We start from the raw sequence: 22,909 nt of genomic DNA, 5'->3' as shown, positions 1-22,909 counted from the left end.
CATGACCAATCAGCAAACACTCGCGAGCCTCGCGGTTCGCGTTCAGTCCGGGCAACTCGATCCCATCACCCTCGTCGAGGAAACGCTAACGGAGATCGGGAGCCATCCCGACAAATCGATCTTCGTCGCGCTCACGCGGGAGCGCGCAACACGGGAAGCCCAGGCCGCCTCCGAGCGCATGAGGGCCGGCCGGTCCCTCGGACTGCTCGACGGCCTGCCGGTCGCCTGGAAGGACCTCTTCGATCTTGCCGGCAGCGTCACCACGGCGGGTTCCGCCGTGCTCGAAAACAGGTCCCGGGCCGTTACCGACGCGGCGGTGGTCGCAAAGCTCGCAAGCGCCGGCATGGTCAGCATCGGGCGGACCAATTTGAGCGAGTTCGCCTTTTCGGGGCTTGGCATCAACCCGCATTACGGTACGCCGCGCAACCCGCGTTCCACGGATGCCCACCGCATCCCGGGCGGCTCGTCCTCCGGCTCCGCCGCGGCTGTCGCCGCCGGCCTCGTGCCGCTGGCGATCGGTACCGATACCGGCGGCTCGGTCCGCATCCCGGCGGCAATGAACGGCATCGTCGGCTACAAGGCGACACGCGGGCGCTACGCGATGAGAGGCGTCTTTCCGCTTGCCCGCAGTCTGGATTCGCTCGGCCCGCTTTGCCGGACGGTGCAGGATGCGGTCTGGGCAGACGCGGCAATGCATGGACTGACCGCACCGGTGATCCGCCGTGCCGAGCTCGCCGATCTTTCGATCGTCATTGCCGATACGATCGTCTTCGACGATGCCGAGCCGGAGATCGTGACGGCCTTCGAAGGAGCGATCAAGCGGCTCGAGGCAGCCGGCGTAAAAATCCGGCGGCAGGCCTTTCCGAGCTTTGCCGAAATTTTCGAGCTCACCGCCCGCCACGGCGCATTGGTGACGGCGGAGGCTTATGCGCTGCATCGGGAGCGCCTCGCAGGGGCCGAGGCCGCCAACATGGATCCGCGCGTCGTCGCCCGCACCCGCCTCGGCGAGAAGATAACCGTCAGCGACTATATCGCTCTCCTCGAAGCGCGCGACCGCTTGATCCATGAGGCGGGCGAGAGCATCTCGGCCGGCGAGTTGATCGCGCATCCGACCCTGCCGCATGTCGCGCCGCTGCTCGATCCGCTGCTTGCCGACGACGATCTCTTCTTCAAGACAAACGCCAGGACGCTGCGCAATACCTCGATCGGAAACTTCCTGGATTTCTGTGGTGTCTCCATCCCGTGCGGCACGGGTGGGGCCGGCATGCCGGTCGGCTTCCAGCTTTCGGCACCTCACCACCAGGACGACCGCCTGCTATCCGCAGCGCTCGCCGCCGAGGCGATCATCCGGGGCGATGCATGATCGTCTGCTTCGACATCGGCGGCTCGGCGATCAAGGGCGCCATCACCCATTCGCCGGACCGGATATTTCCCTTGCCCCGGCGCGTGACGCCGCTCACCGATTTTCGCCGCTTCGTCGAAGCGATGGAATCCGTGCTCGACGAAGCCGGCGGCCTGCCCGAACGAGTGGCGATATCGATCACCGGGGTAATCGATCCTGAGACGCGCCGGATCAAATGCGCCAATATCCCCTGCATCAACGGCCGCGAGCTCGTCGCCGAGCTCGAGACGGCCCTGCATCTGCCTGTGGTGATCGCCAACGATGCCGATTGCTTCGCGCTTGCCGAAGCCGGTGTGGGCGCCGGTCGCGGCCACCGCATCGTCTTCGGAGCCATCCTCGGCACCGGCGTCGGGGGAGGCCTGGTGATCGACGGCCGGCTGATCAATTCCGACGGCGGCTTCGCCGGCGAGTGGGGCCACGGTCCTGCCGTTGCGGCCGACGCAGGGCATCCGCCGGTAGCAGTACCGCCTTTTCCCTGTGGCTGCGGCCAAAGCCGCTGCGTCGATACGGTCGGCGGCGCGCGCGGGCTCGAACGGCTCCATGAGACGGTCCATGGCAAGGTACTCTCAAGTCATGACATCATTGACGCCTGGCTGGACGGTAACGCCGAGGCAGCGCGGACGATCGACGTCTTCGTCGACCTGGTGAGTTCGCCATTGGCGCTGGTGATCAACATCACCGGAGCGACGATCGTGCCGGTCGGCGGCGGTCTTTCCAATGCCGAACCCCTGCTTGCCGAGATCGACCGGACGGTGAGGGACCGCATTCTCAGGCGCTTCGACCGACCGCTCGTGGTGCGTGGCGAGTGTAGGGTAGAGCCGGGGCTGATCGGCGCTGCGCTGCTCGGTTGCGAAGGGAGATCGGCATGAACCGGATATTGCTCGAGGTCTGCGTCGACGATCCCGACGGGCTGGAGGCAGCCGTTGCCGGAGGTGCGGACCGCGTCGAGCTCTGCTCGGCTCTTTGCGCCGGAGGGTTGACCCCCAGCCCCGGCCTGATGTCCGCCGCCGGCATGCCGCCGGTGCCTGTCTATGCGATGATCCGGCCGCGGGCGGGCGATTTCGTCTATGACGCTGCCGATCTCGAGGTGATGCGCCGGGACATCGATGCGGCACGTGCTGCCGGGCTTGCGGGCGTGGTGCTCGGCGCGTCGCGCGCCGACGGCCGCCTCGACGCCCGCATGCTGACAAAGCTCGCCGGCCACGCGGCGGGAATGGGGCTGACGCTGCACCGCGCCTTCGATCTGGTGCCTGATTTCGCCGAGGCGCTGGAGATCGCCGTCGAACTCGGCTTCGAACGCATCCTGACTTCGGGGGGCGCGAAAACGGCACCAGAAGCGGTCGAAATTCTGGAAAAGCTCATCGCGGCGGCGTCAGGACGGATCTCGATCATGCCGGGTTCGGGCATCACCAGCAACACGGCCGGAACGCTCCTGCCGCGGCTCGCCATAGCCGAGGTCCATTCGTCCTGCTCGACTTCTGAGCCGGCTAATGACATGCGGCTCGTGGAGATGGGATTCGCCGCGCCGGAGCGTCGCCGCACCGACGCGGCAAAGATCAGGGCAATGCGGGCGTGCCTCGATGCTCTGGCGGCGAAGGCTTGAGCACGAGCTGTGACGCTTCCGGCGGCGTCCGCCCCCCTCGGCTCAAAGCTCCTCTCTCCGCTTGCGGTGCAATCTTGCAGCGCATCGCACCGGCAAGGTGCCTCAAGCGGCAAAGACTCTTTCTCCGCCGATCCAGGTCGATCTGATGCCGAGCTCCGGCGTGAGCAGCACGAAATCGGCATCCGCACCCGGCAGGAGCCGGCCCTTGTGCGAGGCTATTCCCATGGCGTCGGCGGGATAGGCGGACGCCATGCGGATCGCCTCCTCGACCGGAAGGCCGAGCCTCTGGTGGACGAAACGAACAGAAGACAACATATCGATATCGGCGCCGGCGAGGGTGCCGTCGGCGAGAGTCAGGCGGCCGTCCTGCCGCAGGATTTTTCGTCCGTTGAGGAAGAAGCTCGTCTGGTCAGTGCCGAGGGGCGACATGGCGTCGGTGACCAGAAAGATCTGCCCCGGTCCCTTCTTGCCGCGCAATGCTATGCCCATGGAAGCCGGGTGGACATGATAGCCGTCGGCGATCATGCCGGCATGGAGAGCGCCCGTCGCCAGAGCGGCACCGACAACGCCCGGCTCACGGTGACCAGGCCCGCTCATGGCGTTGAAGAGGTGCGTGACGGTTCTCGCTCCCGCTTTGGCATAGGCGCGGGCGGTATCGTAATCCACATCGGTATGGCCAAGGCTCACCACGACCCCGGCATCGGCCAGCGCCCGAACCTGCTCCTTTGTGGCATTTTCCGGCGCCACGGTCAGCATCAGGCGGCCGAGCGCCTTTGCGCAGCCAAGTATCTCGGCGAGATCGTCGTCCTCCATCCGGCGGATCAGCGCGGGATCGTGCGCCCCCTTACGCGCGACCGAGAGATGAGGGCCTTCGAGATGCAGGCCGAGGAAGCCCGGCACCGCGGCTCCTTTAGCCTCGAGGCCTGCCGCTATCGCCGCGGTCCTGACGGCGCGGGTATCGGTGATCAGCGTCGGCAGCAGCGCCGTCGTACCGAATGTCGCATGCGCCGAGCAGATCTGCCGGATGCCTGCGAGGGTAGGTTCTTCGTTCAGGAGTGCGCCGCCGCCGCCATTCACCTGAAGATCGATGAAGCCGGGTACGAGAAGCAGGCCATGGGCGTCGACGGTCTCGCCACCGACGGCTACGCTCCCCGCCGGCACAATCGACTTCACGTGCCCTGACTCGACCACGAGGGCGGCGCCGTCGTGCCAGTCGATGCCGTCGAAAACCCGTGCTCCGGTGATCGTCTTGTTCCCGTTCATCGTGTTTCCGTCACCTTCTTGAGGTTTTCCGGGGCGTCGGGATCGAGGCCACGAGAGCGGGACCAGGCCTCGACGAAGCCATAGAACGGCAGGATCAGTGCCAATGCGTCGGTCAGAGGGTGCCCGGTCTCGACGAAGGGCAGGCGCTTGGCGTCGTGTGCCCGGGCGGACGTCACGTGTACGACCGCGCCCTTGGCACTCATGCCGTCGGCGATGCCCGCCACCGAGGTCTCTGCCGCGTCGCGGGCAGCCAGCACCAGAACCGGGAACCGGGCTCCGACCAGCGCCACCGGGCCGTGCAACACTTCCGCGGCAGAATAGGCCTCGGCATGCATGCCGGACGTCTCCTTGAACTTCAGCGCCGCTTCGCTGGCGATCGCGAGCGCCGGACCGCGGCCCAGCACATAGAGCGATTCGGCTTCTCCGAGGTCTCGGGCAAAATCCTGCCAGTCGAGCTTCACCGCCTTGGCGAACTGGTTCGGGAGATCGGCGACCGCGCGCTTCAGGGCCCCGTCACCGGTCCATTCGCCGAGAACCGCAAGACCCGCGACGATCGAGTTGACATAGGACTTGGTCGCCGCAACGGCGATTTCGGGCCCTGCGAGAATGTCGAGCGGGTGAGTGCAGGCTTCCGCGATCGGCGAAGGCAACGTGTTCGTCAGCGCGATCGAAACGGCGCCTGCGCGCGTCGCGGCTTCGGCCATGGCAACGATGTCCGGGCTCTTTCCGGACTGCGAGATCGCAATCGCCGCCGCACCGCCGAGTTTCAGATCGGCGCCGTAGATCGATGCCAGCGACGGCCCGAGCGATGCGACGGGCCGTCCTGTCGTGAGCTCGATCGCGTATTTCAAAAACAGCGCGGCATGATCGGAGGATCCTCGGGCGATCGTCACCAGAAAGGCCGGATCCTTGGCACGAAGAGCCGCTCCGGCTTCGCTCAGCGCCGCGGCCGAGTGCTCCAGCAGCCGGGCGGCGGCCTCGGGAATCTCGTCGATTTCTCGCCGCATGTTGGTCTGCATCATCATGTCCTTCCATAATCAACTGGGGGCCGCCATTCCGGCTCACTGCTCCGGAATCGTCAGCTCCGCCACGAAATCATAGGTGTCGCCTCGATAGAGCGACCGGGTGAATTCGACCACGCGTCCGGAAGAAAGATAGGAGACGCGCTCGATCGAAAGTCCGGCGGCGCCGACGGAGACGCCGAGCATTGCCGCATCCGGTTCCTTTATATTGCAGGCGGAGATGCGCTGCACAGCGCGCACGGGCCGGGCGTTCTTCTTCTCGAGCGCCGAATAGAGCGACGAGGTGACGGCAAGCGGATCGGGTACGAACTCCGCCGATACACAGGCACGCTCGATCGCAAGCGGCATGTCATCGGCAATTCGCAGCCGCCCGAGACGCGCCACAAGCGCGCCGGCCGCAAGCCCCAAGGTCATCATCTCGTCCGGCGAGGGTTGAAAAAGGCCGCGCTCCAGCCATTCCGCGCGTGTGTTGAGTCCCCGCCTGACCATGTCCTCGGTGAAGGAGGTCAGGCGCGAGAGCGACTGCTCGACGCGAGAAACGGGCCGAACGACGAAGGTGCCGGAACCGTGGCGACGCACCAGAAGCCCGTCGCGCACGAGGTCATCGACCGCTTTGCGGACGGTGACGCGGCTGACATTGGCGTAATCGGCAAGATCGCGCTCCGGCGGCAGCGCGTCTCCTTGTTTGAGCTTTCCCGACAGGATCGCTTCTTCGAGCGACTGCCTGAGCTTCAGGTAAAGCGGCCCGGCGCCACCCGACTGCAGGGTCTCGAGCGGCAAAATGGCGGCGAGCTGCTGGTTCATGCCGGGACCCCGGAATGGGAGCCGAAGCGGGCTGCGGCGAGCGCGACGGCACCCGTCAACGCGTCCGCCTCAGCCTCGACGAAACACGGCTGATGTCGGTCCGCCAGCCATCGGCGATAGAGCGGTGCCAGTCCTCCGAGCAGGCACAGCTTCCTGCTTCCCCTCGAAACGACCACGTCGAGCGCCTCGTCTACCGTAGCGGCGGCAGCCTTCAAGAGGACGAGAGCCACAGGATCGCCTCGGTCCGCATACTCGAAAACGCGCGGCGCATAGCGGCCGAACTCGCCCGGCTTCGCAAGCCGCGCGAAATCGACGATATCACGGGGGTCATTATTGAACTCGGCAAGAACGGAATCCGTCAGGGCGGAGCCTTCGTGTATGCCGTCATAGGCAAGCAAGCTCTCCTGCAGGAGCGCGTGGCCGATTCGCGCGCCGCTGCCGTGATCTCCGATCGTGAACCCCCAGCCGCCGATATAGCTGACCTCATCGCCCCGGCGCGCGATATAGATCGTGCCCGTCCCAAGAATTGCCACGGCTCCGTTACCGTTCCCGAGGGCGCCCTGAAGCGCGATCAGCCCATCGGACTCGATATCAGCCGCAGCGAAGGGAAGCCGCCTCTTCACGTAATGGACGGCGTCGCCGACATTGTGGCCAGCGACCCCTACGATTGCCCGCGATGCCGCAATACCCGTCGGATCGAGCCCTGCATCCTCGAAGGCCCGGCGCGCCGCGTCCGTTATGTTCTGCAGAGCGGTTTCCGGATCGGTGAGGATATTCGCGGCACCCGCTTTGCCACGGCCGAGAACGCGGCCGTCCAAGGCTGCAACAGCCGCACGGCAGCTCGTTCCGCCGCCATCTATTCCGATCAGGTAAAACGCCATGGGGACCTCCGTCACCACAAGATACCAAAAAAATACCATTAACCAAGCAGTTTTCGACCACCCGGTTAACTCCCCACCTAGCGAGTTGATTTTATTATGTATAATTCTACCCATCGTCGTTTATTCGCTTGTAAGTTAAAATTTTCCTAGACAAGTGGTATTTTTTTGGCCTTAATCCCAGAAGAGGAGAACGATGCATGCAGCCAGCAAGGACCGAAGAGCGCCACGACAATGCAAAGGGTCTGGACGTCATGCGCCCGGAGATCGCTCTTCGATTGCTTGCAGCCGGTCAACAGGAAGCGGCGAAGGCCGTGGACCGGGCCATCGAGCCAATTTCGGCGGCGGCCCGTCTTGCCGCCGACAGCCTCGCCTCCGGCGGCCGGCTTGCCTATGCGGGCGCCGGAAGCTCCGGACTGATGGCCATGGCGGATGCGCTCGAGCTGCCGGGCACCTACGGCATAGCCCGGGAACAGATCGCCATTCTCATCGCCGGCGGGGCCGCAAGCCTTACCGATCTTGCGGGCGGCTACGAGGACGATATGGAGCTTGCGCGCTTCGATGTCCGGGGCGCCGGCATAGGGGCTGGCGACTGTTTGATTTCGGTATCCGCCAGCGGCTTCACGCCCTATGCAATCGCCGCTGCCGAAGAGGCCAGGACACGCGGCGCGCGTATCATCGCCATGGCCAACAATGCCGGCGCACCGCTGCTCCAGGCCGCCGATGTCGCAATTCTCATCGAGACACCGCCGGAGATCGTATCCGGTTCGACGCGCATGGGCGCCGGAACCGCTCAGAAAATCGCCTTTAACATGTTCTCGACCATGATCGGCATCCATCTCGGCCACGTGCTCGATGGCCACATGGTCAATCTACGTGCCGACAACATAAAGCTGCGCGGCCGCGCAATCCGGATCGTCTGCGACATCACCCGCGTCACCGCGGCCGAGGCGGAGAGGCTGCTCGACCTTGCCGGCGGCTCGGTCAAACTGGCGATCCTGCTGGCCTCCGGAGCGAGGGATGCCGCCCATGCCGAACACGCCCTAGAGCGTGCCGATCACAATCTGCGCCGGGCGATCGCCATCGTTCAGGCCTGAAGAATAGACTGCGCACCAGAACAGCGCGACCAAGCGCTAAAAAAGGGGAGAAAATGCATGACCCGCACGACAATGAAAGGCCTACTGCTTGCATCGAGCATTCTCGGATCGGCCGGGCTAGTACAAGCCCAGGACGCAACGCTGACGATCGAAAGCTGGCGCAATGACGACCTGGCGATCTGGCAGGAAAAGCTGATCCCGGCCTTCGAGGCGAAGAACCCCGGCATCAAGGTGGTGTTCGCTCCCTCGGCCCCGACTGAATACAATGCCGCGCTCAACGCCAAGCTCGACGCCGGTTCCGCGGGCGACCTCATCACATGTCGGCCCTTCGATGCCTCACTCGAACTCTACAATAAGAAACATCTCGCCGACCTGACCGGTCTTTCCGGCATGGAGAACTTCTCGGACGTCGCCAAGTCCGCCTGGACGACAGACGACGGCAAGGCGACTTTCTGCGTACCGATGGCCTCCGTCATCCACGGCTTCATCTACAACAAGGATGCCTTCGACCAGCTCGGGCTCGCCATTCCGGCGACGGAAGAGGAATTCTTCGCGGTTCTCGAAAAGATCAAGGCGGACGGCAACTACATTCCAATGGCGATGGGCACCAAGGATCTCTGGGAAGCCGCGACGATGGGCTACCAGAACATCGGCCCGACCTACTGGAAGGGCGAGGAAGGCCGTCTGGCTCTTCTGAAAGGCCAGCAGAAGCTCACCGACGAACCATGGGTGGAACCTTTCCGCGTACTGGCAAAGTGGAAGGATTATCTCGGCGACGGTTTCGAGGCACAGACCTATCCGGACAGCCAGAACCTCTTCACGCTCGGCCGTGCGGCCATCTATCCGGCCGGCTCCTGGGAAATCTCGGGCTTCAACACGCAGGCCGAATTCAAGATGGGGGCCTTTCCGCCGCCGGTGAAGAAGGCCGGCGACACCTGCTACATTTCCGACCATAACGACATCGGCATCGGGCTCAATGCCAAGAGCAAGAATGCCGATGCCGCCAAAACCTTCCTCACCTGGGTCGCCTCGCCGGAATTCGCGGAAATCTATGCGAACGCCCTGCCCGGCTTCTTCAGCCTGAATTCGACGGCGGTAAAGATGTCCGATCCGCTCGCCCAGGAATTCGTCTCCTGGCGGGAGAAATGCAAGCCGACCATCCGCTCGACCTATCAGATCCTGTCGCGCGGAACCCCGAACCTCGAGAATGAGACCTGGGTCATGTCGGCCAACGTCATCAACGGCACAGACACGCCGGAGGCGGCCGCCAAGAAGCTCCAGGACGGGCTCGACAGCTGGTTCAAGCCGGTAAAATAAGGCCGAAAGCGGGCGCGCCTCCGTTTTGCGCGCCCCTCCCATGCGGAACGGTTTCCGCATGGGCAATGCCGTCATGAACGTGTCGGGCATCCGGCTCCAACACGGCGCGCGTCCCGGCGGAGCCGCGAAGCCCGCTGGCATCATGACGATCGAGGTGCGCGGCAGGGGTCCCGCACCTGATTTCGATATCGAGGCTGCGCCCGTTGGCCAGCCGGTTTGAGAACGGGCCAGAGGCCGATGAAACCACGCGAAAACCTGACCGACGTCAGCGAGATCAAGCGCCCGCGGCGCTGGCACATTCTCGTCTTCCTGTTGCCGGCGCTCGTCGTCTACACGGCGGTGATGATCCTTCCGCTGGTCGAGACCCTGCGTCAGTCCTTGTACAACACGGTCGACGGCCAGTTGACCTTCGTGGGCCTCGGCAATTTCAAGGTGCTCTTCGGCGATCCGCGCTGGGCTGCGGATTTCTGGAACGCGCTCAAGAACAATTTCGTCTTCTTCCTGATCCACATGGCCGTGCAGAACCCGATCGGCATCGCTCTCGCCGCCATGCTGTCCGTTCCGAAGCTGCGGTTCGGCGCTTTCTACCGCACGGCGATCTTCCTGCCCACGCTGCTCTCCTTCGTCATCGTCGGCTTCATCTGGAAGCTGATCCTGTCGCCTATCTGGGGCGTCGCCCCTTTCCTTCTGGATTCGGTCGGGCTGAGATCGCTATTCGCGCCCTGGCTCGGCAAACCCGACACCGCGCTCATCGCCGTTTCGCTGATTTCCGTCTGGCAATATGTCGGCATCCCGATGATGCTGATTTACGCGGCACTCCTCAATATTCCGGACGAGGTGACCGAGGCAGCGGAGCTCGACGGCGTCACCGGCTGGAGCCAGTTCTGGAAGATCAAGCTGCCTTTGATCCTTCCGGCCATCGGCATCGTCTCGATCCTCACCTTCGTCGGCAATTTCAACGCCTTCGACCTGATCTACACGGTGCAAGGGGCACTTGCCGGGCCGGATAAGTCGACCGACATCCTGGGCACCCTCCTTTATCGCACTTTCTTCGGCTTCCAGCTCCAACTCGGCGACCGGTCGATGGGCGCCACGATCGCCGCGATCATGTTCCTGATCATCCTCGCCGGCGTTTCGCTTTATCTCTTCGGCATTCAGCGCCGCATGCGCCGCTATCAGTTCTAGGGAGGGAAAAAGATGTCGAAAGCACGCGCCTCCTACATCCGTATCGGCGCCGTTCACGCGGCATTGATCGCCTATACGCTCGTCGCCCTGTTTCCGGTCTTCCTGACGATCGCGAATTCGTTCAAGAGCCGCAACGCGATCTTCCGGGAGCCACTGGCAATCCCGACACCCGAAACCTTCAGCCTGATCGGCTACGAAACGGTGCTGAAACAGGGTGACTTCGTCGGCTATTTCCAGAACAGCATCATCGTCACCGTGGTCTCGATCGCGCTCGTCCTGCTCTTCGGCGCCATGGCAGCCTTTGCCCTTTCCGAATACCGCTTCCGCGGCAATACGCTGATGGGGCTCTATCTCGCGTTGGGCATCATGATCCCGATCCGGCTCGGCACGGTCGCCATCCTTCAGGGCATGGTGGCGGCCGATCTCGTCAATACGCTGACGGCGCTGATCCTCGTCTATACGGCGCAAGGTCTGCCGCTCGCGGTGTTCATCCTGTCGGAGTTCATGCGCACCGTGTCGGACGACCTGAAGAATGCAGGGCGCATCGACGGGTTGTCCGAATATGCGATCTTCCTGCGGCTGGTGCTGCCGCTGATCCGACCGGCCATGGCGACGGTCGCCGTCTTCACCATGATCCCCATCTGGAACGACCTGTGGTTCCCGCTGATCCTCGCGCCGGCCGAGGCGACCAAGACCGTCACGCTCGGCTCGCAGATCTTCATCGGCCAGTTCGTCACCAACTGGAACGCAGTTCTCTCGGCACTGTCGCTGGCGATCTTCCCGGTGCTCGTCCTCTACGTCATCTTCTCGCGGCAACTGATCCGCGGCATCACGGCAGGAGCAGTCAAGTGAATCCATCCGCATCCCCGATTCGCGTGCTCAGCGCCGGCCTCGGCAATATGGGCCGCAGCCACGCGCTCGCCTATCATCAGAACCCCGGCTTCGAAGTCGCCGGGCTCGTCAACCGCTCGAAAGTGTCACTGCCCGAGGAACTTGCGGCATACGAGATTCTGCCGTCGTTCCCGGAGGCGCTGGCTGCGCTGAAGCCGGAGCTCTGCTCGATCAACACCTATTCGGACACACATGCCGATTATGCCGTGATGGCTATGGAGGCGGGAGCGCATGTCTTCGTCGAGAAGCCGCTGGCAACGACGGTCGCCGATGCCAAGCGCGTCGTCGCCTGCGCGCGGGCCAATGGCCGTAAGCTGGTCGTCGGCTATATCCTGCGGCACCATCCGTCCTGGATGCGGCTGATCGCGGAAGGGCGCAAGCTCGGAGGCCCCTACGTCTTCCGGATGAATCTGAACCAGCAATCGAGCGGGCAGACCTGGGCAACGCACAAATCATTGATGCAGACCACGTCGCCCATCGTCGACTGCGGCGTGCACTATGTCGACGTGATGTGCCAGATCACGGACGCAAAGCCTGTGGAAGTAAGAGGCATGGGCCTGAGGCTCACGGACGAGATCGCCGCCGACATGTATAATTACGGGCATCTGCAGGTGATCTTCGACGATGGCTCGATCGGCTGGTACGAAGCGGGCTGGGGGCCGATGATCTCGGAGACGGCCTTCTTCGTGAAGGACGTAATGTCCCCAAACGGCTCGGTGTCCATCGTCATGGATCAGAACGCCAGGTCAGACGACATCGACGTGCACACGAAAACCTCCGTCATCCGCGTGCACAGCGCCGCGACGGGCCCGGACGGCAGGTTCCTGAAGCGCGACGCAGACCTGATGATGGAGGGCGAGCCGGGCCACCAGGAGCTTTGCGAGCGCGAACAGGACTTCGTGCTCAGGGCCATCCGGAGCGATATCGATCTCGACCGGCACATGGACGATGCGGTGCAGTCGCTGAAGATCTGCCTCGCCGCGGATGAAAGTGTGCGCACCGGCAAGCCGGTCAAGCTTTAACCCAAGAGGGCGACACGTGGGATCACTTCAACTCAAATCCATCCGCAAGGCCTTCGGCAGCCATGAGGTGCTGAAGGGAATCGACCTCGACGTGAAGGACGGCGAGTTCGTCATCTTCGTCGGTCCCTCCGGCTGCGGAAAATCGACTCTCCTGCGCACCATCGCCGGGCTTGAGGACGCGACCTCGGGAAGCGTGCAGATCGACGGCGTCGAAGTCGGCCATGTGGCGCCGGCGAAGCGTGGTATCGCCATGGTGTTCCAGTCCTATGCGCTCTATCCGCACCTGTCGGTCAGGGACAATATGGGCCTCGGGCTGAAGCAGGCAGGTGTGCCGAAGACGGAGATCGAAGAGAAAGTCGCCAAGGCTGCCGGCATGCTGTCGCTCGATCCCTACCTTGCCCGGCGTCCGGCCGAACTTTCCGGCGGCCAGCGCCAGCGCGTGGCGATCGGCCGCGCGATCGTGCGCGAGCCAAAACTCTTCCTCTTCGACGAGCCGCTGTCGAATCTCGACGCGGCGCTGCGCGTCAACACACGGCTCGAGATCGCTCGCCTCCACCGCAGCCTGAAGGCGACGATGATCTACGTCACCCATGATCAGGTCGAGGCGATGACGCTTGCCGACAAGATCGTCGTGCTGAATGCCGGCCGGATCGAGCAGGTCGGATCGCCGATGGAGCTTTACAACCGTCCGGCCAACCTCTTCGTGGCAGGCTTTATCGGTTCGCCGCAGATGAACCTCATCGACGCCGCAAAGCTTGACGACAGAGATGCGAAGACCATCGGCATCCGCCCGGAGCATATCGGCCTTTCCCGCGAAACCGGCGACTGGCAGGGCAAGGTCATCCATGTCGAGCATCTCGGAGCCGACACGATCATCTATATCGAATCGGAGACTGTCGGTCTGCTGACGGTGCGTCTCTTCGGCGAGCACCGCTACGCCGCCGACGACACCGTCTACGCCACGCCTGTCATCGGCAGTATGCACCGTTTCGATGCGGAAGGGCGGGTAATCAGGTCTGGACAATAATTCAGGACCGAGCTCAACGCGCCAAAGGCGCGTGGTGCAAGCGGGCACCCACCTGCGCCCCCCCGCGCGTGTGGGGAGAGGGGTCGCGGCAGCGGGGTGAGGCGGAAAGTCGCTCCTTGCTGCCCCTTCGCAGCATTCACACCTGCGTGACTCCCACGGGGCGCAATGCCGGAAGGCGCTGCGGCTCTTCTATTTTTTGCTCTCCTACCGGCCTTTAGAAACTCTGTTGCACTGCGGCAGAAATTAACATACATTGGCGTCTGTATATTAGCTTTCCGGTATTTTCACGCCGATACCGGCTCCGCTTCACCTCACTTTCGGACCGCGCAGCGCTGCGACAAGCCGCGGCTGCGGCCGGTCCTTTGACAATATGGACATTGCGATGCGCATGAACCGACCGATTTTGGCCGCCTCGCTGGCAACCGTGATTTTTCTCGCGGGGTGCCAGAAGAATGAAGAACAGGCCGCGGCTCCCGCCCCTCCCCCGTCGCCGGTCGCCGTCTTCACGACGAAGGCCGAACCACTTCCGATCACCAACGAACTCCCGGGTCGCATCACCGCTACCCGGATTGCCGAGGTCCGCCCGCGCATCTCAGGTATCGTCGTCGAGCGGGTGTTCGAACAGGGCACCATGGTGAAGGAAGGCGATGTGCTCTACCGCATCGACCCGGCGCCGTTCCAGGTAAAGGTCGACAGCGCCGAGGCTACGCTGAAGCGCGCCAAGTCCCTGGTCGATCAGGCCAGGCGAACGGCCGACCGCCAATCGCGGCTGAAGGAAGCGCAGGTTACAGCGGTGCAGCAATACGACGACGCCATAGCGACCCTTGCCCAGGCAGAGGCCGATGTCGGCATCGCCGAGGCTGGTCTCGCGGAGGCCAGGCTCAATCTGCAATATACGAACGTCACGGCTCCGATCAGCGGCCGGATCGGCCGGGCGCTGATCACCGAAGGCGCCCTCGTCAACACCAACGATACGCAGAACCTCGCGACGATCCAACAGCTGGACCCGATCTATGCCGACTTCACCCAGTCCGCGACCGACCTGATCCGCCTGCGCAAGGCGCTCAAGGACGGCAAGTGGATGAGCTCCAAAAACGAAGCCGAGGTGCAGCTGATCCTCGATGACGGCACGCCCTATGCCCTCAAGGGCAAGCTGCTCTTTTCCGAAGCCGCCGTCGATGCGACGACCGGTCAGGTGACGCTGCGCGGCGAATTCCCCAATCCGAACAATGACCTGCTGCCCGGCATGTATGTCCGCGTACAAATCCAGCAAGGTCTCGAAGAGGACGCGATCACCGTTCCGCAACAGGCGGTCCAGCGCAACAATGCCGGCCAGTCGCAGGTCTATGTCGTGACTGCCGACAACAAGGTGGAGTTCCGCAACGTCACTCTCGGACGCATTGTCAGCCAGCGCTGGCAGGTGACGTCGGGCCTGAAGCCCGGCGAAAAGGTCATCGTCGAGGGCTTCCAGAAGATCGGCCCGGGCGCACCCGTGCAGCCTTCGGATTGGGATCCGAACGCCAAGCCTGCGCCCGAACAGGCCAGCGCGTCGGCAGATGCCGGCAAAAAGCCCGCCACCGACGCGAAGTGAGAATTTTATCATGCCCAGTTTTTTCATAGACAGGCCTATCTTTGCCTGGGTGGTGGCGATCTTCATCATGATCGCCGGCATCATCGCGATCCCGCTATTGCCGGTGTCGCAGTATCCGGATGTCGCGCCCCCGCAGATATCGATCAACACGAACTATCCCGGCGCCTCGTCGCAGGACACCTATCAGAGCGTGACCCGTCTGATCGAGGACGAGCTGAACGGCGTCGAGGGGCTGCTTTACTTCGAGTCTTCGACCAGTGCCTCCGGCTCGGTCTCGATCGACGCCACCTTCCAGCCCGGCACCGATCCGAGCCAGGCTTCGGTGGACATCCAGAACCGGGTGCAGCGCGTCGAGCCGCGCCTGCCTGACCCCGTCAGGCAGCAAGGCGTACAGGTGGACGAGGCCGGCGCCGGCTTCCTGCTGATCATCTCGCTGACTTCGACCGACGGCTCGATGGACGCCATCGGGCTTGGCGATTACCTCAGCCGCAATGTGCTCAGCGAGATCCAGCGCGTGCCCGGCGTCGGACGCGCCCAGCTCTTTGCGACCGAGCGCTCGATGCGCGTCTGGCTCGATCCCGACAAGATGCTCGGCCTCAATCTGACCGCGGCTGACGTCACCGCGGCGATCCAGGCTCAGAACGCCCAGATCGCCTCCGGCTCGATCGGCGCCCAGCCGAATCCGATCACGCAGCAAGTCACCGCACCGGTCGTCATCAAGGGCCAGCTTTCGAGCCCCGAGGAATTCGGTGCGATCGTACTCCGGGCGAATGCCGACGGCTCCGCCGTGCGGCTGCGCGACGTTGCGCGTCTCGAGATCGGCGGCGAAAGCTACACCTTCTCGACCCGCCTCAACGGCAGCCCCTCGGCGGCCATCGCCGTGCAGCTCTCGCCGAGCGGCAATGCGATGTCGACCTCGGCGGCGATCAAGACACGCATGGACGAGCTCGCGGCGTTTTTCCCCCAAGGGCTCGAATACTCGATCCCCTATGACACCTCGCCCTTCGTCGCGGTGTCGATTGAGAAGGTGCTGCACACCCTTGTCGAGGCCGTCGGCCTCGTATTCCTGGTGATGTTCCTCTTCCTGCAGAACGTCCGCTATACGCTCATCCCCACCATCGTGGTGCCGGTCGCCCTGCTCGGCACCTGCGCGGTCATGCTGGCGATGGGCTTCTCCATCAACGTGCTCACGATGTTCGGCATGGTGCTGGCGATCGGTATCCTCGTCGACGATGCGATCATCGTGGTCGAGAACGTCGAACGCATCATGTCGGAGGAAGGGCTGACGCCGAAGGATGCAACCCGGAAGGCGATGAAGCAGATCACCGGAGCGGTGATCGGCATCACGCTGGTTCTGGCTTCGGTGTTCATTCCGATGGCCTTCTTCCCCGGCGCCGTGGGCGTGATCTATCGCCAGTTCAGCCTGACGATGGTCGTCTCGATCCTGTTTTCGGCGCTCCTCGCATTGTCGCTGACACCGGCACTCTGCGCGAGCTTCCTCAAGCAGGTACCGAAGGGGCACCATCATGCCAAGCGCGGCTTCTTCGGTTGGTTCAACCGCGGTTTCGACCGGACGTCGCACGGCTACACGCGTTTCGTCGGAAGCGTCATCAGGCGCACGGGCCGCTTCATGATCATCTATCTGATCCTGCTTGCAGCAATGGCCTGGGCATTTATCCGGCTGCCCTCGTCCTTCCTGCCGGACGAGGACCAGGGCTTTGTCATCGTCATGATGCAATTGCCGTCGGAAGCGACGGCAAACCGCACCACGGAGGTGATCGAGCAGACCGAGAAGATCTTCGGCCAGGAACCGGCGGTCGACACGATCGTGGCGATCAACGGTTTCTCCTTCTTCGGCAGCGGGCAGAATGCGGGTCTTGCATTCGTGACGCTGAAGGACTGGAGCGAACGCGACGCCGACAATGCAGCGCAGTCGATCGCCGGCCGCGCGACGATGGCCATGAGCCAGATCAAGGATGCGATCAGCTTCGCGCTGTCGCCTCCGGCGATCCAGGGCCTCGGAACGACAGGCGGGTTTTCCTTCCGCCTTCAGGACCGTGCGGGTCTCGGCGAAGCGGCGCTGGCAGAAGCGCGCGACCAGCTTCTCGGCCTCGCCTCCCAGAGCAAGATCCTGACCGGCGTCCGTTTCGAGGGCATGCCCGATGCGGCGCAGGTCAGCGTCGATATCGACCGCGAGAAGGCCAATACCTTCGGCGTGACCTTTGCCGATATCAACTCGACCATCTCGACCAATCTCGGCTCGTCCTACGTCAACGACTTCCCGAATGCCGGCCGCATGCAACGCGTGACGGTGCAGGCGGACGAAACGAAGCGCATGCAGCCGGCGGACCTCCTGAACCTGAACGTCCGCAATTCCAACGGCGGCATGGTTCCGCTCTCGGCCTTCGCGAATGTGGAATGGGTCAAGGCGCCGACGCAGACGGTCGGCTACAACGGCTATCCGGCAGTGCGCATCAGCGGCGAGGCCGCTCCGGGCTATTCCTCCGGCGATGCCATTGCCGAGATGGAGCGTCTGGTAGCCCAGCTTCCGGCTGGTTTCGGCTATGAATGGACGGGGCAGTCGCTACAGGAAATCCAGTCGGGGACGCAGGCGCCGCTCCTTATCGCGCTCTCCTGCCTGCTCGTCTTCCTGTGCCTGGCCGCGCTCTATGAGAGCTGGTCCATTCCAGTCTCGGTCATCATGGTCGTGCCGCTCGGCGTCATCGGCGCCGTGCTCGCCGTGACGATGCGCGACATGCCGAACGACGTCTACTTCAAGGTCGGCCTGATCGCGATCATCGGGCTTTCGGCGAAGAACGCGATCCTGATCATCGAATTCGCCAAGGAACTCCGCGACCAGGGTAAATCGCTTATCGATGCGACACTGGAAGCTGCACATCTGCGCTTCCGGCCGATCCTGATGACCTCGCTCGCCTTCACCCTCGGCGTTCTGCCGCTGGCGATCGCGACAGGCGCAAGTTCCGGCAGCCAGCGCGCCATTGGCACCGGCGTCATGGGCGGCATGATCTCGGCGACGGTACTGGCGATATTCTTCGTCCCCGTCTTCTTCGTGTTCGTCATGAAGATCTTCGAACGCGGAAGAGCGGCGCCCGAGCCGGCCAAGCAGGCATCCGAAACCGTCAGCCCCGCCGAGTGATCGGAGAAGATGGCCCGCCGGCTTACAGCGGCGGGCCATCTGTTAAGGAGAATTGGAATAAATGCGCCGAACCAAGGCCGACGCCGAGGCTACAAGACAGAAGATCCTGTGCGCCGCCGAACGCATGTTCTTTAAAAAGGGCGTCCCCAACACGACGCTTGAGGAAGTGGCCAAGGAGGCGGGCGTCACCCGCGGCGCCATATACTGGCATTTCGCCAACAAGACGGATCTCTTCCTCGCCCTTTACGAGGCCGTGCCGCTGCCCCACGAAGACATGATCGCGCGCGAGATCGAAACGGAAGCCTTCGACACGCTCGCCATCGTCGAAAGCGCGACCAGCGACTGGCTGACGACGCTGGCCGCAGACGAGCAGCGGCAGCGCATTCTCGCGATCATGCTGCGCTGCGACTACGACAATGACATGTCCGCCGTGCTCGTCCGCCAGCGCGAAATCGAGGAGCGCCATGATGCGTTGCTCGAACTTGCCTTCGCCCGCGCGCTCGCCCGCGGCCAGATGCAGGAACACTGGACGCCTCCGTCGGCAACGCGGGCCCTGCGCTGGATGATGATGGGGCTGTGTACCGAATGGCTTCTCTTCGGCCGCAGATTCGATCTGGTGATCGAAGGGCGCGAGGCGCTCCACCGCCTCTTTGCCAGCTTCCGGCAGGAGGCGGCGGCACCACAAAACCTCGCAACCATCGGCGATGAGAGTGCCCCTCACCGGAGATGAGGATAACTTTGCGGGATGCGGCCGGGACGCCACGCGCATCAAACCTCAACGCTTACCGCGCCGGTAGCGGATCGTGTTGAACTGCGCGGCAAGCGCATCGTAAAGCAGCAGCCGGCCGATCAGCGGCTCGCCAATGCCGGTGACAAGCTTGATCGCCTCCATCGCCTGCAATGTGCCGATGACGCCGGTGAGCGCGCCGAGAACACCGGCTTCGGCGCAGCTTGGCACTGCGCCGGGCGGCGGCGGCTCCGGGAAGAGGTCGCGATAGGAGGGGTTCGGATGCCCGTCCGCGTCGGTCTCGTAGGGCTTCAGCACCGTGACGGAGCCGTCGAAGCGGCCGACGGCGCCGGTGACGAGCGCCACGGCTGCGGCCTCGGCTGTATCGGCGGCGAGATAGCGCGTGTCGAAATTGTCCGATCCGTCGACGACGAGATCATATGCATCGAAGAGTTCCCTGGCGTTTTCGGCACCGAGCCTCAGCGCGTGCGTTATTACCTTCACATGCGGGTTTAGAGCGTCGATCGCCGCGGCAGCGCTCTCGACCTTGGCCCGGCCGATATCCTCGGTGGCGTGGATGACCTGCCGCTGAAGGTTCGACAACGAGACGACATCGTCGTCGACGATCCCCAGCGTACCCACGCCGGCGGCCGCAAGATACTGCAGCACCGGCGCGCCTAGACCGCCCGCGCCGATGACGAGCACGCGCGCCGCTTTGAGCTTCTGCTGCCCGGGGCCGCCGATTTCCGGCAGCACGATGTGGCGTGCATAGCGCGTAATCTCCGAAGGAGCGAGTGTCGCACCCGTCGTCATATGCGTCTCCATCTCATTTCGTTATCCTGTGAGGACGGCGCTCGCTCCATGTCATCCTGAAACGCGGCCGTTTGCAACGGCCAGATAATGCGCGCGCTCCCCGAGCGCCTCGAACATGGTTTGGTCGGTGCCCGTCATGAAGGCCTGGCCGCCGAGCCCATCGACGAGGTCGAAGAGGGCGGCACGGCGTCCCTGGTCGAGATGGGCGGCGATTTCGTCGAGCAGCAGCACCGGGGCGTGGCCCGTCATGTCGCCGACGAGGCGTGCATGCGCGAGCACCAGGCCGACGAGCAGCGCCTTCTGTTCGCCGGTCGAGCAACGCTCGGCTTCGATGTCCTTTTCCCGGTGGCGGATCAGGAGATCACTGCGGTGCGGCCCGTCGAGCGTGCGGCCGGCGGCGGCATCGCGCGCCCGGCCATCAGCGAGCATTGCGAGATAGCGCTCTTCGAGTTCAAAGGCCGGAATACCGGCGCAGTCATCGAGGAAGCCGGCAAGCGAAAGACGTGCGGACGGAAAGGTCCCGTCGGTCCTGCTACGGTCGACGAGAGCGGAAAGCAGGCCGAGCATCTCCTGGCGGGCAAGCGCCATGGAAATGCCGAGGCCGGCCATTTCGCGTTCGATGGCCGATACCCAGGCGGGATCGGGGCGGAACTCCGAAAGAAGCCTGTTGCGGCTGCGCATGGCGCGGTCGAACTCGCTGGCGCGGCGGCCGTGCTCGGGATCGAGCGAAAGCACCAGCCGGTCGAGAAAGCGCCTGCGGTCGGCGGAAGGGCCGGTAAAAAGGCCATCCATCGCGGGGGTCAGCCAGAGCACCCGGAGGTGGTCGTTGAGTTCGTCGACGGTGCGCGCCGCAGTGCCGTTGATTCTGAGGCGGCGCGAATGACCCTCCTCGGATCCCTGAGTCCCCGTGCCGATCTCCACCGGCCCCTCCATCCCATCGACAGCGGCGAAGACCGAGAAGCCGTCAGCGGCGCCGACGCGGACGACATCGGCATACGCAGCGCGCCTCAAGCCTCGCCCGGGAGACAGAAAAGAGATCGCCTCCATCAGGTTGGTCTTGCCAGCGCCGTTCTCGCCGGTCAGCACCACATGGCGCTGGTCGAGGTCGAGCGCCGCCGTTGCATAGTTGCGGAAATCGCTCAGTTTCAGGCGTGTGAGAAAGACCTTGTGGGGCATTGCGGGTCCGAATTCGACGTTGCTGTCAGGTAGGACGAAAGCAGCCTCAAGGCAAGCGGAAGGGCATCCGGCGCTGACCGCCCTTGTGCGTGTAGCGGATCGCACGGCCCGTTTGCGCCCAATCCGCTGTGGGAAAGCCGTTATTTTCGACCGCATCGGAACTTTCCCCGAGCGTGCAAGTACAATATGACAACTGCGTGACAATCGACAGTTGGATGGATTGGTGATGCTCGGCCTGTTTCGCAAGCTCCTCCCCCGGGAAGATCGTTTCTTCGACCTCTTCGCCGAACATTCGCGCACCGTCATGAGTGCAGCGGAATCATTGAATGCGCTGCTCGCCGGCGGACCGGACATCGAGAGCCATTGCGAACGGATCGTCACGCTCGAGAACGAGGCCGACGACATCACCCGCGCGGTCCTTCTCGCGGTGCGCCGCAGCTTCATCACGCCCTTCGACCGCGGTGACATCAAGGATCTCATTCAATCGATGGACGACGCCATCGACATGATGCACAAGACGGTGAAGACCATACGGCTTTACGAACAGAAGAGCTTCGACCCCGGCATGCAGGCCATGGGCGCTGCGGTCGTCGAGGCCGCCCATCTCGTCGCCGAGGCCATTCCGCTCCTCAACCGTATCGGTGCCAACGCCCAGCGCCTCAGCACCATCGCCGAGGAGGTAACGCGCGTCGAGGGCCGCTCCGACGAGTTGCACGAGCAGGGTCTGAAGGATCTCTTCCAGCGCCACGGCGCTTCCAACCCGATGGCCTATATCATCGGCAGCGAGATCTATGGCGAACTGGAAAAGGTCGTCGACCGCTTTGAGGACGTTGCAAACGAAATCAGCGGCATCGTGATCGAGAACGTCTGATGGATGCGACGCTCGCCTTCCCCCTGCTTGTGGGGCTCATCGCCGTCGCGCTGTTCTTCGATTTCCTCAACGGATTGCACGACGCGGCCAATTCGATCGCGACCATCGTTTCGACCCGCGTGCTCCGGCCGCAATATGCCGTCTTATGGGCGGCGTTCTTCAACTTCATCGCCTTCCTCTTCTTCGGGCTTCACGTTGCCGAAACGCTTGGCACCGGCATCATCGATCCGGGTATCGTTACGCCACAGGTCATTTTCGCGGCCTTGATGGGCGCGATCATCTGGAACATCGTTACCTGGATTTTCGGAATTCCGTCGAGTTCCTCACACGCTCTGATCGGCGGCCTCGTCGGCGCCGGCCTCGCCAAGACGGGCTTCAGTTCGATCGTCTGGCAGGGCCTCCTGAAGACGGCCGGGGCCATCGTCATGTCGCCGGGAATCGGCTTCGTTCTGGCGCTGCTCCTGGTGCTGATCGTCTCCTGGCTCTTCGTTCGCCAGACACCTTTCGCCGTCGACAGCACCTTCCGGGTGCTGCAGTTCGTTTCCGCTTCATTTTACTCGCTCGGCCACGGCGGCAATGATGCACAGAAAACCATGGGCATCATTGCCGTGCTTCTTTTCTCGCAAGGCTATCTCGGTTCGGATTTCTACGTGCCTTTCTGGGTGGTCATCACCTGCCAGGCGGCGATCGCACTCGGCACGCTCTTCGGCGGCTGGAGGATCGTACACACGATGGGCTCGAAGATAACCAAGCTCAATCCGATGCAGGGTTTCTGCGCCGAGACGGGCGGTGCCATTACCCTGTTCGCCGCGACCTGGCTCGGAATTCCGGTCTCGACAACCCACACGATCACCGGCGCGATCATCGGCGTCGGCGCGGCGCGGCGCGTGTCGGCGGTGCGCTGGGGCCTTGCCGGCAACATCGTCGTCGCCTGGGTGATTACGCTTCCCGCCGCCGCCCTGATCTCCGCCCTTTGCTATTTCGCCGTCGGTCTGGTCGGCTGATCCTTCCTTCGTCAGGTGGCCCGTTGGCATCGCCGGCGGTAGGGAGTATATTTTCACCA

General features: G+C 63.6%; 21 protein-coding genes. 15 read left to right on the top strand and 6 right to left on the bottom strand.

Annotated features, from left to right (window positions below; translation table 11 throughout):
- The first annotated feature begins 1 nt into the window (after position 1).
- Genes FB009_RS10160 through FB009_RS10150 form a run of 3 tightly spaced genes read left to right on the top strand, consistent with a single transcriptional unit; the run spans position 2 to position 3,005 of the window.
- A complete protein-coding gene (locus FB009_RS10160; RefSeq protein ID WP_028054331.1) occupies positions 2 to 1,363 on the top strand; it encodes an amidase in 1,362 nt (453 codons plus the stop codon).
- Positions 1,360 to 2,271, top strand: a complete 912-nt coding sequence (locus tag FB009_RS10155) for an ROK family protein (protein WP_012067614.1) — start codon at positions 1,360 to 1,362, stop codon at positions 2,269 to 2,271. The genes FB009_RS10160 and FB009_RS10155 overlap by 4 nt, the downstream gene beginning before the upstream one ends.
- Positions 2,268 to 3,005, top strand: coding sequence for a copper homeostasis protein CutC (locus tag FB009_RS10150; protein ID WP_012067613.1), 738 nt, complete (start codon positions 2,268 to 2,270; stop codon positions 3,003 to 3,005). Before FB009_RS10155 ends, FB009_RS10150 begins: the two co-directional genes overlap by 4 nt.
- 102 nt (positions 3,006 to 3,107) lie before the next feature.
- Here the strand turns inward: FB009_RS10150 and nagA are convergent, their stop codons facing one another.
- Genes nagA through FB009_RS10130 form a run of 4 tightly spaced genes read right to left on the bottom strand, consistent with a single transcriptional unit; the run spans position 3,108 to position 6,975 of the window.
- Positions 3,108 to 4,268, bottom strand: coding sequence for an N-acetylglucosamine-6-phosphate deacetylase (gene nagA, locus FB009_RS10145; protein WP_012067612.1), 1,161 nt, complete (start codon positions 4,266 to 4,268; stop codon positions 3,108 to 3,110).
- The gene (locus tag FB009_RS10140) at positions 4,265 to 5,287 is read right to left on the bottom strand and encodes an SIS domain-containing protein (protein ID WP_026183532.1); all 1,023 of its coding nucleotides are present in this window, start codon (positions 5,285 to 5,287) and stop codon (positions 4,265 to 4,267) included. The genes nagA and FB009_RS10140 overlap by 4 nt, the downstream gene beginning before the upstream one ends.
- A 42-nt stretch (positions 5,288 to 5,329) precedes the next feature.
- Positions 5,330 to 6,094, bottom strand: coding sequence for a GntR family transcriptional regulator (locus FB009_RS10135; protein WP_012067610.1), 765 nt, complete (start codon positions 6,092 to 6,094; stop codon positions 5,330 to 5,332).
- Complete coding sequence (locus FB009_RS10130; protein ID WP_018013283.1) at positions 6,091 to 6,975, bottom strand: N-acetylglucosamine kinase; 885 nt, start codon at positions 6,973 to 6,975, stop codon at positions 6,091 to 6,093. The genes FB009_RS10135 and FB009_RS10130 overlap by 4 nt, the downstream gene beginning before the upstream one ends.
- A gap of 197 nt (positions 6,976 to 7,172) precedes the next feature.
- Between FB009_RS10130 and FB009_RS10125 the strand changes: the two genes are divergently transcribed.
- The 10 genes from FB009_RS10125 (at position 7,173) to FB009_RS10080 (ending at position 18,989) form a co-directional block, all read left to right on the top strand.
- Positions 7,173 to 8,069: an N-acetylmuramic acid 6-phosphate etherase gene (locus FB009_RS10125; protein ID WP_012067608.1), complete on the top strand. Its 897-nt coding sequence runs from the start codon at positions 7,173 to 7,175 to the stop codon at positions 8,067 to 8,069.
- A gap of 57 nt (positions 8,070 to 8,126) precedes the next feature.
- A complete protein-coding gene (locus FB009_RS10120; RefSeq protein WP_012067607.1) occupies positions 8,127 to 9,386 on the top strand; it encodes an ABC transporter substrate-binding protein in 1,260 nt (419 codons plus the stop codon).
- 58 nt (positions 9,387 to 9,444) lie between these two features.
- The gene (locus FB009_RS10115) at positions 9,445 to 9,606 is read left to right on the top strand and encodes a hypothetical protein (RefSeq protein ID WP_225996767.1); all 162 of its coding nucleotides are present in this window, start codon (positions 9,445 to 9,447) and stop codon (positions 9,604 to 9,606) included.
- A gap of 17 nt (positions 9,607 to 9,623) precedes the next feature.
- Positions 9,624 to 10,571, top strand: coding sequence for a carbohydrate ABC transporter permease (locus tag FB009_RS10110; RefSeq protein WP_012067605.1), 948 nt, complete (start codon positions 9,624 to 9,626; stop codon positions 10,569 to 10,571).
- A gap of 12 nt (positions 10,572 to 10,583) precedes the next feature.
- Entirely contained in the window at positions 10,584 to 11,423 is an 840-nt protein-coding gene (locus tag FB009_RS10105; protein WP_012067604.1) for a carbohydrate ABC transporter permease, read from the top strand.
- Entirely contained in the window at positions 11,420 to 12,484 is a 1,065-nt protein-coding gene (locus FB009_RS10100; RefSeq protein WP_012067603.1) for a Gfo/Idh/MocA family protein, read from the top strand. Before FB009_RS10105 ends, FB009_RS10100 begins: the two co-directional genes overlap by 4 nt.
- A gap of 16 nt (positions 12,485 to 12,500) precedes the next feature.
- Positions 12,501 to 13,511 carry an ABC transporter ATP-binding protein gene (locus tag FB009_RS10095; RefSeq protein ID WP_012067602.1) on the top strand — a complete coding sequence of 337 codons (1,011 nt, stop codon included), beginning with the start codon at positions 12,501 to 12,503 and terminating at the stop codon, positions 13,509 to 13,511.
- Between the two features lie 370 nt (positions 13,512 to 13,881).
- Positions 13,882 to 15,102, top strand: coding sequence for an efflux RND transporter periplasmic adaptor subunit (locus FB009_RS10090; protein ID WP_012067601.1), 1,221 nt, complete (start codon positions 13,882 to 13,884; stop codon positions 15,100 to 15,102).
- A gap of 10 nt (positions 15,103 to 15,112) precedes the next feature.
- A complete protein-coding gene (locus FB009_RS10085) occupies positions 15,113 to 18,259 on the top strand; it encodes an efflux RND transporter permease subunit (protein WP_012067600.1) in 3,147 nt (1,048 codons plus the stop codon).
- A gap of 61 nt (positions 18,260 to 18,320) precedes the next feature.
- Positions 18,321 to 18,989 carry a TetR family transcriptional regulator gene (locus FB009_RS10080; RefSeq protein ID WP_012067599.1) on the top strand — a complete coding sequence of 223 codons (669 nt, stop codon included), beginning with the start codon at positions 18,321 to 18,323 and terminating at the stop codon, positions 18,987 to 18,989.
- A 45-nt stretch (positions 18,990 to 19,034) separates the two neighbouring features.
- Here the strand turns inward: FB009_RS10080 and FB009_RS10075 are convergent, their stop codons facing one another.
- Both FB009_RS10075 and recF read right to left on the bottom strand, forming a co-directional pair.
- Positions 19,035 to 19,811, bottom strand: coding sequence for a molybdopterin-synthase adenylyltransferase MoeB (locus FB009_RS10075; protein ID WP_186447664.1), 777 nt, complete (start codon positions 19,809 to 19,811; stop codon positions 19,035 to 19,037).
- Positions 19,812 to 19,850: 39 nt separating this feature from the next.
- Complete coding sequence (gene recF, locus FB009_RS10070; protein WP_028054329.1) at positions 19,851 to 20,975, bottom strand: DNA replication/repair protein RecF; 1,125 nt, start codon at positions 20,973 to 20,975, stop codon at positions 19,851 to 19,853.
- Between the two features lie 226 nt (positions 20,976 to 21,201).
- Here recF and FB009_RS10065 point away from each other — a divergent pair, with 226 nt between their 5' ends.
- Together FB009_RS10065 and FB009_RS10060 are read left to right on the top strand one after the other, a co-directional pair.
- A complete protein-coding gene (locus tag FB009_RS10065; RefSeq protein ID WP_012067596.1) occupies positions 21,202 to 21,846 on the top strand; it encodes a DUF47 domain-containing protein in 645 nt (214 codons plus the stop codon).
- Positions 21,846 to 22,850 (top strand): inorganic phosphate transporter, encoded by a 1,005-nt coding sequence (locus tag FB009_RS10060; RefSeq protein WP_012067595.1) that lies wholly within the window; start codon positions 21,846 to 21,848, stop codon positions 22,848 to 22,850. The genes FB009_RS10065 and FB009_RS10060 overlap by 1 nt, the downstream gene beginning before the upstream one ends.
- The last annotated feature ends 59 nt before the right edge of the window (positions 22,851 to 22,909 follow it).

It is taken from the genome of Sinorhizobium medicae (genome assembly GCF_007827695.1).
GTDB lineage: Bacteria > Pseudomonadota > Alphaproteobacteria > Rhizobiales > Rhizobiaceae > Sinorhizobium > Sinorhizobium medicae.
The sequence above is the reverse complement of the archived record's forward strand: the minus strand, read 5'-3'. Positions and strand labels throughout refer to the sequence as shown.

Coding starts and splice junctions, on each gene's coding strand:
- FB009_RS10160 (WP_028054331.1), top strand. CDS start 2: ATGACCAATCAGCAAACACTCGCGAGCCTCGCGGTTCGCGTTCAGTCC.
- FB009_RS10155 (WP_012067614.1), top strand. CDS start 1,360: ATGATCGTCTGCTTCGACATCGGCGGCTCGGCGATCAAGGGCGCCATC.
- FB009_RS10150 (WP_012067613.1), top strand. CDS start 2,268: ATGAACCGGATATTGCTCGAGGTCTGCGTCGACGATCCCGACGGGCTG.
- nagA (WP_012067612.1), bottom strand. CDS start 4,268: ATGAACGGGAACAAGACGATCACCGGAGCACGGGTTTTCGACGGCATC.
- FB009_RS10140 (WP_026183532.1), bottom strand. CDS start 5,287: ATGCAGACCAACATGCGGCGAGAAATCGACGAGATTCCCGAGGCCGCC.
- FB009_RS10135 (WP_012067610.1), bottom strand. CDS start 6,094: ATGAACCAGCAGCTCGCCGCCATTTTGCCGCTCGAGACCCTGCAGTCG.
- FB009_RS10130 (WP_018013283.1), bottom strand. CDS start 6,975: ATGGCGTTTTACCTGATCGGAATAGATGGCGGCGGAACGAGCTGCCGT.
- FB009_RS10125 (WP_012067608.1), top strand. CDS start 7,173: ATGCAGCCAGCAAGGACCGAAGAGCGCCACGACAATGCAAAGGGTCTG.
- FB009_RS10120 (WP_012067607.1), top strand. CDS start 8,127: ATGACCCGCACGACAATGAAAGGCCTACTGCTTGCATCGAGCATTCTC.
- FB009_RS10115 (WP_225996767.1), top strand. CDS start 9,445: ATGGGCAATGCCGTCATGAACGTGTCGGGCATCCGGCTCCAACACGGC.
- FB009_RS10110 (WP_012067605.1), top strand. CDS start 9,624: ATGAAACCACGCGAAAACCTGACCGACGTCAGCGAGATCAAGCGCCCG.
- FB009_RS10105 (WP_012067604.1), top strand. CDS start 10,584: ATGTCGAAAGCACGCGCCTCCTACATCCGTATCGGCGCCGTTCACGCG.
- FB009_RS10090 (WP_012067601.1), top strand. CDS start 13,882: ATGGACATTGCGATGCGCATGAACCGACCGATTTTGGCCGCCTCGCTG.
- FB009_RS10085 (WP_012067600.1), top strand. CDS start 15,113: ATGCCCAGTTTTTTCATAGACAGGCCTATCTTTGCCTGGGTGGTGGCG.
- FB009_RS10080 (WP_012067599.1), top strand. CDS start 18,321: ATGCGCCGAACCAAGGCCGACGCCGAGGCTACAAGACAGAAGATCCTG.
- FB009_RS10075 (WP_186447664.1), bottom strand. CDS start 19,811: ATGGAGACGCATATGACGACGGGTGCGACACTCGCTCCTTCGGAGATT.
- recF (WP_028054329.1), bottom strand. CDS start 20,975: ATGCCCCACAAGGTCTTTCTCACACGCCTGAAACTGAGCGATTTCCGC.
- FB009_RS10065 (WP_012067596.1), top strand. CDS start 21,202: ATGCTCGGCCTGTTTCGCAAGCTCCTCCCCCGGGAAGATCGTTTCTTC.
- FB009_RS10060 (WP_012067595.1), top strand. CDS start 21,846: ATGGATGCGACGCTCGCCTTCCCCCTGCTTGTGGGGCTCATCGCCGTC.